Genomic DNA, 15,500 nt, shown 5'->3' with positions numbered 1-15,500 from the left:
GTGGCCTCCTCCAGCAGTCGTTGCGCTTTGACGTATTGCTCCTGATCGATTAATTCGCGGGCATCGGCCCTGCCGAACTCAGGCTTCCTGCGGTGTCGCTTTTTGACTGTCCCCGCTATCCTTGCCGTCGGGCTTTCGGGACGCTCCGCGGAACAAGAGGATCAGCGGAATCGCTGCAAGAGTCATCCAGGCCATGGCCTGGAAATCGTTCAGGTAACCGATAGCCGCCGACTGCCGGGTAAGCTCTCCATTGAGCATGGCCAGGGCCTGATCACTGCTCATGCCCACACCCTGGCCTTCCATCAGTTTCTGCACCGGTTCCCGGAACGGGGTGAGCTGCTCGCCCAGTACGGCGTGGTTGGTCTGGGTATTACGGGCGGCCCAGGCCACCATCACCGAAATCCCGATACTGCTTCCGATGTTCCGCATCAGGCTGAACATGGCCGTGCCCTCGGTGCGGTAGCGTTGATCGAGGGTGGAGAAGGTAATGGTGCTCAGGGGCACGAACACAAACCCAAGCCCCAGGCCCTGAACAATGCCGGTGTGCACCAGTGCCATGGGACTGATATTCAGGTTGAACTGGGCCATTTCGAACAGCGAGATGGCCGTCAGAGTGAGGCCGAAGCCCACCAGCAGTCGCACGTCTATCCGGTTTACCAGCCGACCCACCAGCAGCATGGCGATCATGCTGCCAATGCCCCGCGGCGCCAGTACCTCACCGGTGGTGATCACCGGGAAGCCCATCAGGTTCTGCAGGAACGGCGGAAGCAGTGCCAGGGTGGCCAGCAGCACCACACCAACGATGAAGATAAACACCAGCCCAATGACCAGGTTTCGGTCCCGGAACAGGCCCGGTTCCAGGAACGGTTCTTTAGCCGTCATCATGTGCACAATGAACATGTAGAAGCAGATCGCCGCCACCATGGTCTCGATGATGATTTCGGTGGACGAGAACCAGTCCAGGCTCTGCCCCCGGTCGAGCAGCAACTGCAAGGAGCCGATGGCCAGCGACAGCAAGGTGAAGCCGAACAGGTCAAACCGCCGCTTCATCTTCTCTGTCTCGGGAACAAACATGAGGATACCCGCCAGGGCCAGAACCCCCACCGGCAGGTTGATCAGAAACACCCAGCGCCAGTTATAGTACTCGGTGAGGTAGCCACCGAGGGTTGGACCGAGGATGGGACCCACCATCACGCCCACACCCCAGATGGCCATGGCGGAGCCGTGTTTCTCCTTTGGAAAGGTGTCCAGAAGTACCGACTGGGACAGCGGCACCAGCCCGGCCCCGAAAATGCCCTGCAACAGACGGAACAGGACGATCTGGTCGAGAGAGCCGGCGACGCCGCATAACAGGGAGGTGATGGTAAATCCGGTCACTGACGCAATAAACAGCCGCTTGCGGCCGATGCGGGCGGACAGGAATCCCGTCATGGGGGTCATGATGGCGGCCGCGACGATATAGGACGTCAGTACCCAGGCGATCTGTTCGGAGGTCGCCGACATGCTGCCCTGCATGTGCGGCAAGGCCACGTTGGCGATGGTGGTGTCGACCGCCTGCATGATGGTTGCAAGCATGATCGACACGGTAATCAGCCCCCGGTTGAGGCTGGTTCCCGACTCCGTCGCCTGTGGACTCACCGGTCAGCCCCGGTCCGTTCGTCCGCTTTGGCCGTAGCCACGGCGCCCTGCATCCAGGAGGTTAACGGCGCGAGGAAGGCCGGGCCCCGATGGTGCCAGCCGGTGTCGATTTCCACCGACACGCTCATTCCGGACCGGAGACGCGCCTTTTCCGGAAGCGCGTCCAGCTCAATGCGCACGGGCACCCGCTGAACCACCTTGACCCAGTTGCCGGTGGCGTTCTGGGCCGGCAATACCGAGAATTCGGAACCGGTAGCGCCTGCAATGCTGCCTACGTGGCCCTTGAGGTCCAGGTCCGGGTAGGCATCCACGTGGATGTCGACCGCTTGCCCCTCACGAACGTGGGTCAGTTGGGTTTCCTTGAGGTTGGCATCAATCCAGACATTGTTCACCGATACCAGGCTCATGGCAGAACGGTTCGGCCCCGCGTATTGACCGGCAACCGGGGTTTTCGACGCGATGCCATCGAAACGGGCCACGACGTTGGTGTCCGCCAGGTTCTGCCGGGCAGACTCCAGGGCCGCCTTGGCCTTTCGGTACATGGGATGGTCTGTGACGGCGATATCAGGGTCGCCGGCCAGCCCCGCTTTCAGGCGATCCAGCCCCTTTCGGGCCTGCTCGACACTTTGCGCGGCCAGTTCCTGCTTGTGACGATAGCTGTCGAGGACGGAATCGGACACGGCATGACTGTGGGAGAGCTCTACCTGACGCTGGTATTCACGCTTGGCGAACGCCAGGTTACTGCGGGCAATCTGTAACTGCTGCTTCTGCTCTTCGTACTGGGCCTTCATGGTTTCGATCTGGGTCCGGACATCCGCGAGGGCGGACTCGGCCTGATCCACGGCAATGCGGTAGCGCTTGGGGTCGATGGTGAACAGACGATCCCCGGCCCGGACCGGTTGATTTTCCTTCACTGCCACATCGGTGATGGTGCCGGAGACCTCGGGCACGACCGAGACCATGTCCGCATGCACATAGGCATTTTCTGTATCCACGAAACGGCCGCCCACCAGATAGAAGACGCCCGCAGACACCAGGAGGATGAGCGGGACGATTACCAGTAGGACGAATCGTACGCTGGCACGCCCGGAAAGACGCCGAAGGCGGCCGGGGTTCGTGGCTGTGCTGTTCTCTTCTGTCATGTCCGGTTCCCGAAAACTGGGTTCGTATTTGTTTTAACCTTGCCTAGAGGTCGAACATTATAAGCATGCTCACTTTTCTATGGAACAAAAATTACGGATTTCCGAGGCAAGCGGTTCACAGGATGGACAATCAGTGCAGGCGTTTTCGGACCACCAGCGTGGCGCCAGACAGCGTCACCAGCGCAATCAGGGCCAGGGGCCAAAGGTGGGAGATCACCACATCCGCTGGTATCGATTTCAGGAAACTGCCCTGCACAATCACCAGAAAATGGGTCAGGGGAATGGCCTGGGCCATCCACTGGAGCAAATCCGGCATATTTTCCACCGGGGTGGCAAAGCCGGACATCAGTACCATCGGAACCGCAAGGGCAAACACGCCGAGGATGGCCTGCTGCTGGGTTTCCGACACGGCGGACACCATCAGACCAATGCCCACCACCGAGATGATAAACAACACCAGCGCGCCCGCCAGCCAGAGCAGGGAGCCGGTAAACGGCACCTGGAACAGCAGCAACGCGGCCGTAATCATGACCGAGCCCATCACAAAGCCCATCAGCACCGCCGGCAGGCACTTGGCAAGGATGATCTCCAGCGGTGTGGTGGGCGACACCAGTAACTGATCGAACGTGCCCAGCTCCCGTTCCCTGGAAATCGACAGCGCCGTCACCGCCAACGCGATCAACATGGACAGAATGCCCGACAGGCTCGGAACAACGTACCACTGGTAGATCAGATTGGGATTGAAGGCATGACGCAATACCATGGGCTCAATCCGGTTGCCCTGCTCCATGGCAATGGCCTGAAGGTAGCTCAGAGCCACCTGGGCCGCGTTCGCCTGCTGGCCGTCCAGGATGACCTGGACCGGTGACGGCTGCCCCGCCAGCCTGTGCCGGGAGAAATCTTCGGGAATGTGCAGGGTCAGCAACGCACGCCCCTGTTCAATCAGCTCATCCTGCTCCTGCCGGCTGTGCACCGTGATGACGTGCCCCACAAAGCCGGCGCTGGTGACATCCGTCACGAATTCCTGGGCGGGCTGGCCAGTGTCTTCATTGAACACGGCGACGGTCGCGTTGCGCACTTCCAGGGTGGCGGCGAAGGAAAAGATCATCAGCTGCAGCAACGGTGGCAGTATCAGGATGGCCCGCGCCCTCGGATCGCGCAGCAGGCTGAGCAATTCCTTGATGATCTGGGCAAGCAACCGGGATCCGTTCATATCAGGACTCCAGGCTCTTGCGGGTTTTGGCGCGGGCGATGGCAAACATCACCGCGCCAATGGCCAGCATGGCGAGTATGTCTTTGATCAGCAGCGGCCACACGTCGCCGACCAGGAACACACTGTGCAGGGATTCGATGAAATAACGCGCCGGCACAATGTGCGTCAGCACTCGGATCGGGGCGGGCATGGCGTCGATCTCGAACAGGAATCCGGACAACAGGAAAGCCGGCAGGAAACCCGAGAACAACGCTGCCTGGGCGGCTATAAACTGGTTCTTGGCGAGCGCCGAGATGACCAGCCCCTGCCCGAGTGCCGGCACAAGGAAACACGCAGAGACCAGTAACAGCGTCCCCCAGCTGCCCCGAAGCGGGACGTCAAAAATATGGATGGCCAGCAGGGTACTGCCGAGGGTCGCAATCAGCCCCAAGCCGAAATACGGCAGCAGTTTTCCGAGCAGGATCTCGGGAATCCGGACCGGCGTGGACAGCAACGCCTCCATGGTCCCCCGCTCCCACTCCCGGGCAACCACCAGCGCCGTCAGCAGGGTACCAATCATGGTCATGATAATGGCGATGGCACCCGGCACCAGGAACTTGCGGGTTTCCACCTCGGGGTTGAACCAGAACCGGGCTTCGAGCTTGATCGGGGATCGAAGGCCCCGATCCGCCAGCCAGTTCACCAGTACCCCCCGGGCATAACCGGCGACAAAATTGGCGGTGTTGGGCTGGGTCCCGTCGGTAACCACCTGGATCAATGATTCTCCACGGGCGAGGCGCTGGTCGAAATCGGGTGGAATGAGCACGTACCCTTTCAGGTCACCGCTGACCAACAGCGGAGTCACTTCGTCCCGATGGCGGGCCGGCAACACCTGAAAATAGGACGTACCGCTGAACTCCGCCGCCAGGGACTGGGCCTGGGCACTGTCGGTCTGAAGCACCACCCCCAGGTGAAGCTGCCGGATATCGAGCGACACCGCGTAGGCGAACAGGAACAGAAGCACCACCGGCAGGACGAAAGCAATGAGGATGGCGGAGGGGTCCCGGATCATCTGCAGGCTTTCCTTCTTGATCAGGGCAAAGAGCCGGCGGCTACGCATCGTCCTGCTCCTCAATCAAGTGAATGAACGCCTGCTCCATACTGGCTCCCTGCCCCGCCTGGGCCTTGAGATTGTCCGGTGTATCCAGGGCAATCACCCGCCCCCGGTGCATCAGCGCAACCCGGTCACAGTACTCGGCTTCATCCATGAAGTGGGTGGTCACCAACACGGTCACGCCCTTGCCGACCAGGCCGTTGATGTGAGTCCAGAATTCCCGGCGGGTGATCGGATCCACACCGGAGGTGGGCTCGTCGAGAAACAGGATCGGCGGTCGGTGCATGAGGGCGCATGCCAACGCAAGGCGTTGCTTGAACCCCAGGGAGAGCTGATCGGGAGCACTGTCGAGCAGCGGCCCTAGCTGGAGGCCGTCGATCATCTCGCGAATACGGTTCTGTTTCTCCTCGCCCCGGAGACCGTAGACGCCGGCATAGAACACCAGGTTCTGGCGCACCGAGAGCAGGCCGTACAGCGAAAATTTCTGGGCCATATAGCCCAGTTTGAGTTTGGCGTCACTGGCGGCGCTGCGCAGGTCCAGCCCGGCCACACGGGCCTCTCCGCTACTGGGCTTGAGCAGACCGCACAACATCTTGAAGGTGGTCGATTTACCGGCACCATTGGGGCCCAGCAAGCCGAGGATCTCCCCCTGGCGAACATTGAAACTGACGTCGTCCGTCGCCACGAACTCGCCGAACCGACGGGTAAGATGCTGACAGGAGACCGGGTCTTTCAGTTCCGGCACGTCGGGCATCTGGTCGGCCAGCGGAGAATGGCCACCCGGTCCGCCCCCGAGAAGGTCTATGAATGCATCCTCAAAGCGCGGAGCGACTTCTTCCACATCACCAAGTGATGCCAGTGCATCGCCATCGACGCCCTCATCCACTACCACACGAATTCGATCACCCTCAATGGTGCCGTCCCGGACGTCCTTACGGGCGAGGACCTGCCTCAGCAATGCCCGCTTCTCCTCGCTGCCTTTCAGCCGGAAACAACGGCCCTGCAGGCGCCGGGTCAGTTCGCCGGGTTCACTCCGAAAACGTAACTGGCCCTCGCTCAGCAGCAGGACATCTTCGCAGCGCTCGGCTTCTTCCAGATAGGCCGTGGCCCAGATCACTGCCATGCCTTCTCCGGTGAGGGCCTGAACCATCCGCCACAAATCCTGGCGGCTGACCGGATCGACCCCCACGCCCGGCTCGTCCAGAAGAAGGACCTCGGGCGACGTAATGAGTGCACAGGCCAGCCCCAGCTTCTGCTTCATGCCTCCGGAAAGCCGGCCTGCGAGACGCTTTGTGAAGGGGCCGAGGCGGGTGAAATCGAGCAACCGTTCAAACGTGGCGTCGTAGTCATCCCTGGGGAGTCCCCGAAGTTCGGCATACAGGTTCAGGTTTTCCTGTACCGTGAGATCTTCGTAAAGTCCAAAACGTTGCGGCATGTAGCCCACGGATTCCGCCAGCGCCATGCCGTCATGAACGGGATCGAGACCTGCGACCCGGAGCGCACCGCTGTCCGCTTTCAGGAGGCCCGCCATCATACGGATCAGCGTGGTTTTACCGGCGCCATCCGGCCCCACCAGGCCGGTCAGCCGACCGGCGGCAATCTCTCCGGAAATGCCCTTTAGTGCCTGGGTCTTCCCGAACGCCTTATGGACGTCGTCGAGGACGATCGCGGTCATGGCTGGTCAAGGGTAATGGTGACCGGCATACCCTGCAGCAAGCGATCGTCGGCGTCGTTGACCACGATGCGAAGCCGGTAGACCAGCTCGGTACGCAGTTCCTCGGTCTGAACGGTTTTCGGGGTGAATTCGGCGCGGGGCGACACGAAGCCGACTTGCCCATGGTATTGGTTGCCGTTGCCGTCCGCCGTCACCAAAACCGCAGTACCGGGTGATACATCGCCCAGATGAGGCTCACTGACATAGGCGCGAACGTACACCGGATCGCGCAACGCCAGACTGAACACCGGACTGCCCGGCTGGACCATGGCCCCCGGCTCGACCACACGGCTGAGCACCTCACCGTCGCTCGGGGCAACCAGACGGGCATCCGAAAGCGCCGTTTCCGCCTGGGCCGCGTGGGCTTTCGCGGATTCCAGTTGTGCCCGGGCCGCACTGATGTCCTCCTGCCTTGGCCCCTCCTCCAAGAGGGACAGAGTGGCTCGCGCGGCGCCCAGCCTCGCCCGGGCCTCATCCAGGGCGTAGCGCGCGCTGTCGAGCGCCTGCTGGCTGGTGGCGCCGGAATTGGCCAGCTCCTTCAGCCGCTTGAATTCCAACTGTCGGCTGGAGAAGACTGCGGCCGCCTGGCGCTCCGCTTCCTTTGCCTGCTCGATTTCCTGGGGCCGGCTGCCCGCTTCCAGTCGTGCCAGGGCCGCCTGCGCCTGATCCACCTGTGCCCGGGCCGCAGCCAAAGCATTCTGCAAGGGTTCGTCATCCAGCTCGGCCAACAGCTCACCGGCTTTGACCTTGTCCCCTTCATCCACATGCAGCGCCGTCACACGACCGCCCTGCCGGAAACCAAGGGACAATTCCCGTACATCCACATTGCCATAGAGTGTCAGCGGGCCGTTATCCGTTTGCTGGCTCTGGTACCAGGCGTATCCGCCGCCCGCCAGGACGGCGAGCACGACCAGTGCAATCAGGGGTTTCTTCATTCAAAAGGCTCCTTTGCCAACAACAGGCGGATGTTGGTGAACACGCGATGTTTTATGGCCTCGATGTCCGGATTGTTCCAGCCCATCTGACGCTGTATACCCGTGCGGGCGAAGCGCCAGACCAGAATCTGGCCCAGCACCGTAATGACCAGCAGCTTGACCTCTTCACTCTCAAGTTCCGGCCTGAGGTGTCCGGCCAGCCGCGTGGTAATACCCAACACCCGGCTCATGAAGCGTTCATACAGGATGTCGAAGGCGGGCCCCGGATGCTGTTGCTCCCGGAGAATCAGCTGGGACCAGTATTCGGTTTCCGGTTGCAGCATAAGTTCAACCAGGCCGCCGCAAAATGTCTCCATGGCCGCCAGGCAGTCCTCGCGGGAGGGATCCGGTTCGGCCAACAAAGCCTTCAGCTGTTCCAGTCTGTCGGTCATTCTTTGCTCAAGCGCTTCGGCTATGGCCACGAAAACCGCCTGATAGAGATCTTTCTTACCACCAAAATGATAGCCGATCAGGGCCTGATTGACGTCCGCCGCTTTGGCGATGGCACGGGTACTGGCGCCGTAATAGCCCAGTTCCGCGAAGACGCGGGTGGCGGTTTTTATCAGAGCGTCCCGGGTGGTGTCGCCCTGTTGTTTACGGGAATCCTGGGGCATGATTTTAATTTAGTTAATCGATTGATTAAGTATCAGGATAATCCTGTTTTCCCGCGAGCGCAAACAAAAAGGGCCGCGCGATGCGCGGCCCTCATGAGCACTTACTGGATCAATCGCCTCAACTCAGATTCTTCCTCATGAACTTCTGGATCTCGCCCACAATGCCACTGCGGAAGGCGATGACCGTCAGCACGAAGATGCCGCCGAGAATCGGATCGACCCAGTCCCGGAGCGGGCCCTGGGCGAGCTGGTATTCCACGTTCACCACGAAGGTGGCCCCCACGACCGGCCCCAACAGGGTGCCCGCGCCGCCCACGAGTGTCATCAGGATGACCTCACCGGAGGTATGCCAGTGAGCATCGTTCAGAGACGCCAACTGGAACACCACTGATTTCATGGAACCCGCGAGCCCAGCGAGGGCGGCCGAGATCACAAACGCCAGGATCTTGTAGCGGTTGACGTTGTAGCCCAGCGAGATAGCTCTCGGTTCGTTCTGTTTGATGGCATTGAGCACCTGCCCGAACGGGCTGCCGACGGTTCTCTGTACCAGCAGGTAACAGGCCAGGAACACCACGAGGATGAAGTAGTACAGGTTCAGGTTGTCGTTCAGGTCGATCAGCCCGAACAGCTCTCCCCTCGGGATGCCCTGCATGCCATCTTCGCCGCCCGTAAAGGACGACTGAACGAAGAAGAAGAACACCAGCTGGGCCAGCGCCAGGGTCACCATGGCGAAATAGATGCCCTGCCGGCGGATCGACAGCAACGCAAAGCCGAACCCGAGCACCGTGGCCATCAGAGTACCCGCCAGGATTCCCAGTTCGGTCGACAGCCCGGGCACATTACTCAGCAGGTAGCCGGTGGTGTAGCCCCCGGTTGCCAGAAACGCCGCATGGCCAAAGGACAGCAGTCCGGTATACCCCAGAAGGAGGTTGAAAGCGACGGCGAACAACGCGAAACACAGGATCTTCATCAGGAAGACCGGGTACATGACCAACGGCGCCACCAGAAGGAGCACCAGCAGAACACCGTTCAAGATCATCTTTTTACGATGCTCGGATTGTTGCTGCTCGAGAATCGCCTTCTGGATATCGGTCTGTTTGACTGTTTCGTTCATGGTCAGGCCTCCTTACCAAACAGGCCGGCAGGCCGGAACATGAGAACCACCACCATCACCAGAAAGATGACAGCGGACGAAGCCGGAGGATAGAAGGTTTTGGTCAGTCCTTCGATGACCCCCATGAGTACACCGGTGATGATTGCACCACCGATCGATCCCATTCCGCCGATCACCACCACCGCGAACACCACAATCAGTATGTGTGACCCCATCACCGGGGTGACCGAGTAGATGGGTGCCGCCAGCACACCGGCGAATGCCGCGAGCATGACGCCGAAACCGTAGGTCAGGCTTATCAGCAAAGGCACGTTGATACCGAAGCCCTGCATCAGCTGGGCATCTTCGGTGCCCGCTCTGAGGTAGGCGCCGAGTTTGGTTTTCTCGATCATGAACCAGGTGCCGAAGCAGACAATCAGGGCCACCAAAATGACCCAGGCGCGATAGTACGGCAGGAACATGAAACCGAGGTTGACGCCACCCTTGAACAGATCCGGTATGGAATACCGCAGGCCGGATACGCCGTAGATATTGGTCAGAATCCCCTGGATCATCAGCGCTGCGCCGAAGGTCAGCAGCAGGCTGTAGATGTGGTCCTGGCCGGTAATTCGTCGAAGCAGGAAGTACTCGATAAGCATACCGAAAACGCCAACGAGGACAGGCGCCAGGAACAGGGCCACCCAGTAATTGACACCCAGGGCGTCAAACATGATGACCGTGACCATGGCACCAAGCATGTACATGGCGCCGTGGGCGAAATTGATAATCTTGAGCAGGCCGAAAATCACCGCCAGACCCAGGCTCAACAGCGCGTAGAAGGCGCCATTGATAACTCCGATCAGAAGCTGGCCCGACAGCACTGCCACAGGCACGCCGAAAATCATGGACATGTTGCTAACTCCACTCTGGCTCCCCGCGCGCCGCACGGGGAGCCGTTGTTACTTTCCGGATTACATGCTGACCAGTTTGCACTTGCTCTCGGAGAGTGGACGGAACGCCTCATCTGCCGGGATGGTCCGTACGATGTTGTACAGGTCCCATTCACCGGAGGATTCCTCGGGGGTCTTGACCTCGGCCAGGTACATGTCATGCACCATGCGACCGTCTTCCCGGATCCTGCCGTTCTTGGCGAACATGTCGTTGATCGGATGCTCCATCATGTACTTGCGCACAGTCTGGGAGTCGTCCGAATTGGTTGCTTCCACGGCTTTCAGGTACTGCATGGTGCTGGAGTAGATACCGGCGTGAACCATGGTCGGACGGGCTCCGGTGGCTTCCATGAAGCGATCGGACCAGGCGCGGGTCTCATCGTTCATGTCCCAGTACCAGCCGGTGGTGAGCTGGATGCCCTGGGCCACATCGGTGCCGAGTGCGTGAACATCGCTCAGGAACAGAACCAGTGCGGCAAGGGTCTGGCCACCCTGGGTCACACCGAACTCACTGGCGGTGTTGATCGCGTTGGTGGTGTCTGCGCCGGCGTTGGCCAGGGCAATTACGTCAGCACCGGAGGCCTGTGCCTGCAGGATGAAGGACGAAAAGTCCGGTGTCGGGAACGGGTGACGGATACTGCCGACCACTTCGCCGCCATTGGCTTCCACGACACGGGTAACGTCCGCTTCCATGGCATGGCCGAACGCGTAGTCAGCGGTCAGGATGAACCAGGTCTTGCCGCCTTCCTGCACGATGGCTGTCGGGGTACCGATGGACAGCGCGTAGGTGTCGTAGACGTAGTGAATGTGGTTCGGCGTGCAATGCTCGTTGGTGATGCTGGACGCGGCTGAACCGGACACGATGCCCAGTTTGTTGTTCTCTTCCAGGATCTTGGTGGCCGCGATGGTCACGGACGATGCGACCATGCCGCCGATCATGTCGACCTTGTCGTTTTCAACCCAGCGGCGAACGGTGCTCGACGCCACGTCCGGGCTGTTCCGGTCGTCGGCGCTGACGACTTCAATCTTGGCGCCCTTGACCGAGCCACCGAAATCCTTGATGGCCATTTCCATGGCCTTCAGGCCGTTCGGGCCGGCCAGGTCCCGGTAGGTACCGGACATATCCGCCAGGTAACCCATTTTTACCATGTTGTCGCTAATCTCCGCCTGGGCGCCACTCACCATGAGGGCGGATGCAACGGCTGAGGTCAGAAGCTTTTTAATCATTGTCATTGTTGTATCTCCGCTACTGTCTTGCGTCGGTTCGGGTTGTTGTTGCTTTTTTAGCTTGCGCTAGCATTTCTATCCGGGGTCAGACCCCCAAATAGCCGTTTAGCACCGACTGTTTGGCACTCAGCTCGTCGGCGCGTATCTCTTCCATGATCTGACCATGCTCGACCACGTAATGGCGGTCGGCTAAAGGCGCCGCGAAGTGGAAATTCTGTTCCACCAACACAATCGTCAGCCCTTTTTCCTTCAGAGCGATCAGGACATCCCCGAGTTTCTCCACGATCACCGGGGCCAGGCCCTCGGTGATCTCGTCCAGCAGGAGCATGTTGGCGCCGGTGCGCAGGATGCGGGCCATGGCCAGCATCTGCTGTTCGCCACCGGAGAGCTTGGTGCCCTGGCTGAAACGACGTTCGTAGAGATTGGGGAACATGGTGTAAATCTCTTCCAGGCTCATACCACCGCTACGCACCACCGGTGGCAGGGTGAGGTTTTCCTGGACGTTGAGTGACGAAAAAATGCCCCGATGTTCGGGGCAATACCCGACACCCAACCTGGCAATATGATGGGGAGCGCAAGACATGGTCTCCTCCCCGTTGATCATGATGGAGCCGGTGCGGCGGCCCACCATGTTCATGATGGCTTTCAGGGTGGTACTGCGGCCGGCACCGTTGCGCCCGAGCAGGGTCACCAGCTCGCCGCGGTTCACCACCAGATCAATCCCGTGCAGGATGTGGGATTCACCATAAAACGCGTGCAGCCCGGAAATGCGCAACTGCTCGTATTCCCTGCCTGTTCCCTGGCTCATGCTTCGGTCTCCGTTGTTGTCGCACCGCGCTCACCACTGGCATCAGTGCCCATATAGACTTCGCGAACGCGGGGATCTGCCGATACCGTTTCATAGTCACCTTCGGTGAGGACGGCGCCCTGGGCCAGCACGGTAATCCGGTCACACAGTTTGCTCACCACGCCCAGGTTGTGTTCAACCATCAGCACTGTGCGCCCCTCGGCGGCTTTGCGCACCAGTTCCACGACGCGGTTCACGTCTTCGGTGCCCATGCCCTGTGTCGGCTCGTCCAGAAGCAGCAACTCCGGCTCCATGGCCAGGGTGGTGGCCAGCTCCAGCGCCCGCTTGCGGCCATAGGCCAGCTCAACGGTGGTGGTATTGGCGTAGCGGGTCAGCCCGACCGCATCAAGCAGTTCCATGGCCCGCTCATTGAGCTTGTTGAGACGGTTGCCGGACTGCCAGAAGCTGAAGGAATTGCCTTCGAAGCTCTGCAGTGCGATGCGGATATTCTCCAGGGCCGTCATGTGGGGGAACACGGCTGAAATCTGGAAGGAGCGCACAACGCCCTTGCGGGCAATGGCGGCCGATTTCATCGCGGTGATGTCCTGACCCTTGAACAGGATCCTGCCCCGGGTCGGGATGAGAAACTTGGTCAGCAGGTTGAAGACCGTGGTCTTGCCGGCGCCATTAGGGCCGATCAGCGCATGTATGTCGCCCTGGCGGATCTTGAGATTGACGTCGTCGACAGCGACGAAGCCTTTGAATTCCTTGACCAGGTTACGGGTTTCGAGAACGTACTGTTCACTCATGGGCATTATTCTTGCCTTTTGTTATTGTTGTATTTCTTAACTATCCCAAGATTAGATTGACGTATACGTAAACGTCAATACCTAATTGCGATATTTTTCCGGCGGAATGGAATACGTCATGGTGGAATGGGCGACCGGCTCTTCCACGCCTTCGGAATACACGAACACCTCCCCCACTCCCATGGTGCGCCCCACCTTCAAAAGGTTGGCGCGTGCCCAGATGGGCGCATGGGCCGCCGGCTTCCGCAGGAAGTTGATGTTGAGATTGGTGGTCACCGCCAACGGCACCAGCCCGATCTTGCTGAGCAGTGCAGCGTACATGGTGACATCCGCCAACCCCATCATCGCCGGGCCCGACACCGTGCCGCCGGGCCTGAGATGTTCTTCATCCACCTCCAGCTTCATTTCCGCCCAGCCATCCCCGAGCTTCTGCAGGGAGCCGAATGCGGCCCCCTGCGGAAACTGCTCGTCGAGGAAAGCCTGGAGCTCCTCAAACGTGATGATCATGCGTTAACTTCGTCCTTGGCCCGATTCCGCAATACAAACCGCTGGATCTTGCCACTGGGCGTCTTGGGCAGCTCATCCACGAATTCGATCTCACGAGGGAACGCGTGGGTGGACAGACGGTGCCGAACGAGCTCCTGGAGTTCGTCCTTCAACGCCTGCTCGTCAGCCGGTTCCTGACCCGCCTTGATGACCACGAAGGCCTTGATGATGGAGCCACGTTTTTCGTCCGGCTTGGCAACCACACCGGATTCTGCCACGGCCGCATGCTCAAGCAGTGTGCTTTCAACGTCGGCGGGACCGACCCGATAACCGGCAGTGGTGATGATGTCGTCGTCACGACCGCTGAAGGAGTAGCTGCCATCACCGTGGGAGATCACCATGTCGCCGGTGAGGTAGTAGCCCTTCACGAACGGGTCTTTCTCGCCCCAGGTGTAGCCGTCGAAGTGGAACAGCGGCGACGCTTTGACGTCGACGGCCAACTGGCCGATTTCGCCCTCACCCACTTCCTCGTTCTTCTCGTTCAGGGCAACCACCCGGTGGCCGGGGGAGGAATACCCCATGGAACCCTGACGGACCGGATGTTCCAGCGCATGGAAGTTGCAGCAGGTCATGCCGGTCTCGGTCTGGCCATAATGGTCTTTGACCGGGCAGTAGTGACGGTTCCTGATCCAGTTGACCACTTCCGGGTTCAGCGGCTCGCCGGCACTGCTGGCCACACGTAACCCGAGATTCTCACCCTCCGGCAGGACCTGATCGTTGGCCTTCAGCAGCCGGTAAGCCGTGGGCGCCGCCGCGAGGTTGGTGATCTTGTACTTGCGGATCATGTCGTAAGTGGATTCGGGCGTGAACGCACCGGGGTTGAAGTGGGTCGCGTGCCCCATCAGCAATGGCCCGACCACGGCGTAGTAGAGGCCGTAGGCCCAGCCCGGATCCGCAACGTTCCAGAACTTGTCGTCTTCGCGCAGGTCGATGGCGTACTTCATGTACACGTAGAACGCCAGCAGCGCACGGGCCGGCACCGCAACACCCTTGGCCTTGCCAACCGTGCCGGAGGTAAACATCTGCAGGAATGGATCGGTTCCCTTGATCATGACCGGCTCGAACTCATCCGATTGCGACGCCAGGGTGGCCTCGAAGTCCGCCACCTCTGCCCCTGTATCAGATGCATTCACGCACAGGACCGGTGGACAATCTTTGACCTCGGTCAGTTTCGGATAGTTTACGGGATCGGTCACCACCAGCTTTGTGCCGGCTCGCTCAAGCCGGTACTCGATGGCACCGGAGCCGAACGCTGTGAACAGGGGTTGATAGACGGCTCCCAGACGCAGCGCCCCCGCAATGACCACGAGAAGCTCCGGCCCCCGGGGAAGCAGACCGGCAACCCGATCCCCTTTCCCGACACCCTGGCTGGCGAGATAGTTGGCAAATCGCGCAGAAGCCGCTTTCAGCTCGGCAAAGGTCATTGTGCCGTCGCCGCCATCGGTCTTCTCGTAATAGAGTGCAACTTTGTTCGGATCTGTGGCCCACTTGTCGCAGATCTCGTGGCACACGTTCAGACCGCTATCAAGACGTCCGTCCAGGATGTCCGCTTCCAGTGCGGCCGCATCAAAGTTGTTGTACACCTCGGTGTATTGCGGAAGGCTCATCGTCAACTCCTGTTGTTTTTATCATCAGATTCACGAGTTGAAGATTTAGCACAGGGTTCACTTTACGTAAAGGTCAACTTTAGAATAAGAGAA

Annotated in this window: 14 protein-coding genes; all 14 read right to left on the bottom strand. The window is 60.1% G+C overall.

All coding sequences use genetic code 11. The features are described 5' to 3' along the window. Nucleotides 1–78 precede the first annotated feature (78 nt). Nucleotides 79–1,638 (bottom strand): DHA2 family efflux MFS transporter permease subunit, encoded by a 1,560-nt coding sequence (locus tag MSNKSG1_RS01970; protein ID WP_008937557.1) that lies wholly within the window; start codon nt 1,636–1,638, stop codon nt 79–81. Then, nucleotides 1,635–2,780, bottom strand: a complete 1,146-nt coding sequence (locus MSNKSG1_RS01965; protein WP_008937556.1) for an HlyD family secretion protein — start codon at nt 2,778–2,780, stop codon at nt 1,635–1,637. The genes MSNKSG1_RS01970 and MSNKSG1_RS01965 overlap by 4 nt, the downstream gene beginning before the upstream one ends. 130 nt (nt 2,781–2,910) lie before the next feature. Next, complete coding sequence (locus tag MSNKSG1_RS01960; protein ID WP_008937555.1) at nt 2,911–3,993, bottom strand: ABC transporter permease; 1,083 nt, start codon at nt 3,991–3,993, stop codon at nt 2,911–2,913. 1 nt (nt 3,994) lies between these two features. Beyond that, nucleotides 3,995–5,092, bottom strand: a complete 1,098-nt coding sequence (locus tag MSNKSG1_RS01955) for an ABC transporter permease (RefSeq protein WP_008937554.1) — start codon at nt 5,090–5,092, stop codon at nt 3,995–3,997. After that, nucleotides 5,085–6,761, bottom strand: coding sequence for an ATP-binding cassette domain-containing protein (locus tag MSNKSG1_RS01950; RefSeq protein ID WP_008937553.1), 1,677 nt, complete (start codon nt 6,759–6,761; stop codon nt 5,085–5,087). The genes MSNKSG1_RS01955 and MSNKSG1_RS01950 overlap by 8 nt, the downstream gene beginning before the upstream one ends. Next, a complete protein-coding gene (gene hlyD / locus MSNKSG1_RS01945) occupies nt 6,758–7,735 on the bottom strand; it encodes a secretion protein HlyD (RefSeq protein ID WP_008937552.1) in 978 nt (325 codons plus the stop codon). Before hlyD ends, MSNKSG1_RS01950 begins: the two co-directional genes overlap by 4 nt. Then, nucleotides 7,732–8,388 carry a CerR family C-terminal domain-containing protein gene (locus tag MSNKSG1_RS01940; protein WP_008937551.1) on the bottom strand — a complete coding sequence of 219 codons (657 nt, stop codon included), beginning with the start codon at nt 8,386–8,388 and terminating at the stop codon, nt 7,732–7,734. The genes hlyD and MSNKSG1_RS01940 overlap by 4 nt, the downstream gene beginning before the upstream one ends. A gap of 118 nt (nt 8,389–8,506) precedes the next feature. Continuing rightward, nucleotides 8,507–9,427, bottom strand: coding sequence for a branched-chain amino acid ABC transporter permease (locus tag MSNKSG1_RS01935; RefSeq protein ID WP_406564588.1), 921 nt, complete (start codon nt 9,425–9,427; stop codon nt 8,507–8,509). A 77-nt stretch (nt 9,428–9,504) separates the two neighbouring features. Next, nucleotides 9,505–10,392: a branched-chain amino acid ABC transporter permease gene (locus tag MSNKSG1_RS01930; RefSeq protein ID WP_008937549.1), complete on the bottom strand. Its 888-nt coding sequence runs from the start codon at nt 10,390–10,392 to the stop codon at nt 9,505–9,507. Between the two features lie 60 nt (nt 10,393–10,452). Further along, nucleotides 10,453–11,664, bottom strand: coding sequence for an ABC transporter substrate-binding protein (locus MSNKSG1_RS01925; protein WP_008937548.1), 1,212 nt, complete (start codon nt 11,662–11,664; stop codon nt 10,453–10,455). Between the two features lie 79 nt (nt 11,665–11,743). After that, complete coding sequence (locus tag MSNKSG1_RS01920) at nt 11,744–12,466, bottom strand: ABC transporter ATP-binding protein (protein ID WP_008937547.1); 723 nt, start codon at nt 12,464–12,466, stop codon at nt 11,744–11,746. Next, on the bottom strand, nt 12,463–13,254 hold the full coding sequence (locus MSNKSG1_RS01915) for an ABC transporter ATP-binding protein (protein ID WP_008937546.1): 792 nt from the start codon (nt 13,252–13,254) through the stop codon (nt 12,463–12,465). The genes MSNKSG1_RS01920 and MSNKSG1_RS01915 overlap by 4 nt, the downstream gene beginning before the upstream one ends. Before the next feature lie 81 nt (nt 13,255–13,335). After that, complete coding sequence (locus tag MSNKSG1_RS01910; RefSeq protein ID WP_008937545.1) at nt 13,336–13,761, bottom strand: PaaI family thioesterase; 426 nt, start codon at nt 13,759–13,761, stop codon at nt 13,336–13,338. Then, nucleotides 13,758–15,407, bottom strand: coding sequence for an AMP-binding protein (locus MSNKSG1_RS01905; RefSeq protein WP_008937544.1), 1,650 nt, complete (start codon nt 15,405–15,407; stop codon nt 13,758–13,760). The genes MSNKSG1_RS01910 and MSNKSG1_RS01905 overlap by 4 nt, the downstream gene beginning before the upstream one ends. Nucleotides 15,408–15,500: the final 93 nt, after the last annotated feature.

The sequence above is a fragment of the Marinobacter santoriniensis NKSG1 genome (genome assembly GCF_000347775.1).
In the GTDB taxonomy this organism is placed as follows: Bacteria; Pseudomonadota; Gammaproteobacteria; order Pseudomonadales; family Oleiphilaceae; genus Marinobacter; species Marinobacter santoriniensis.
Note: the sequence above shows the minus strand (reverse complement) of the source record. Positions and strands in the feature narration are given on the sequence as shown.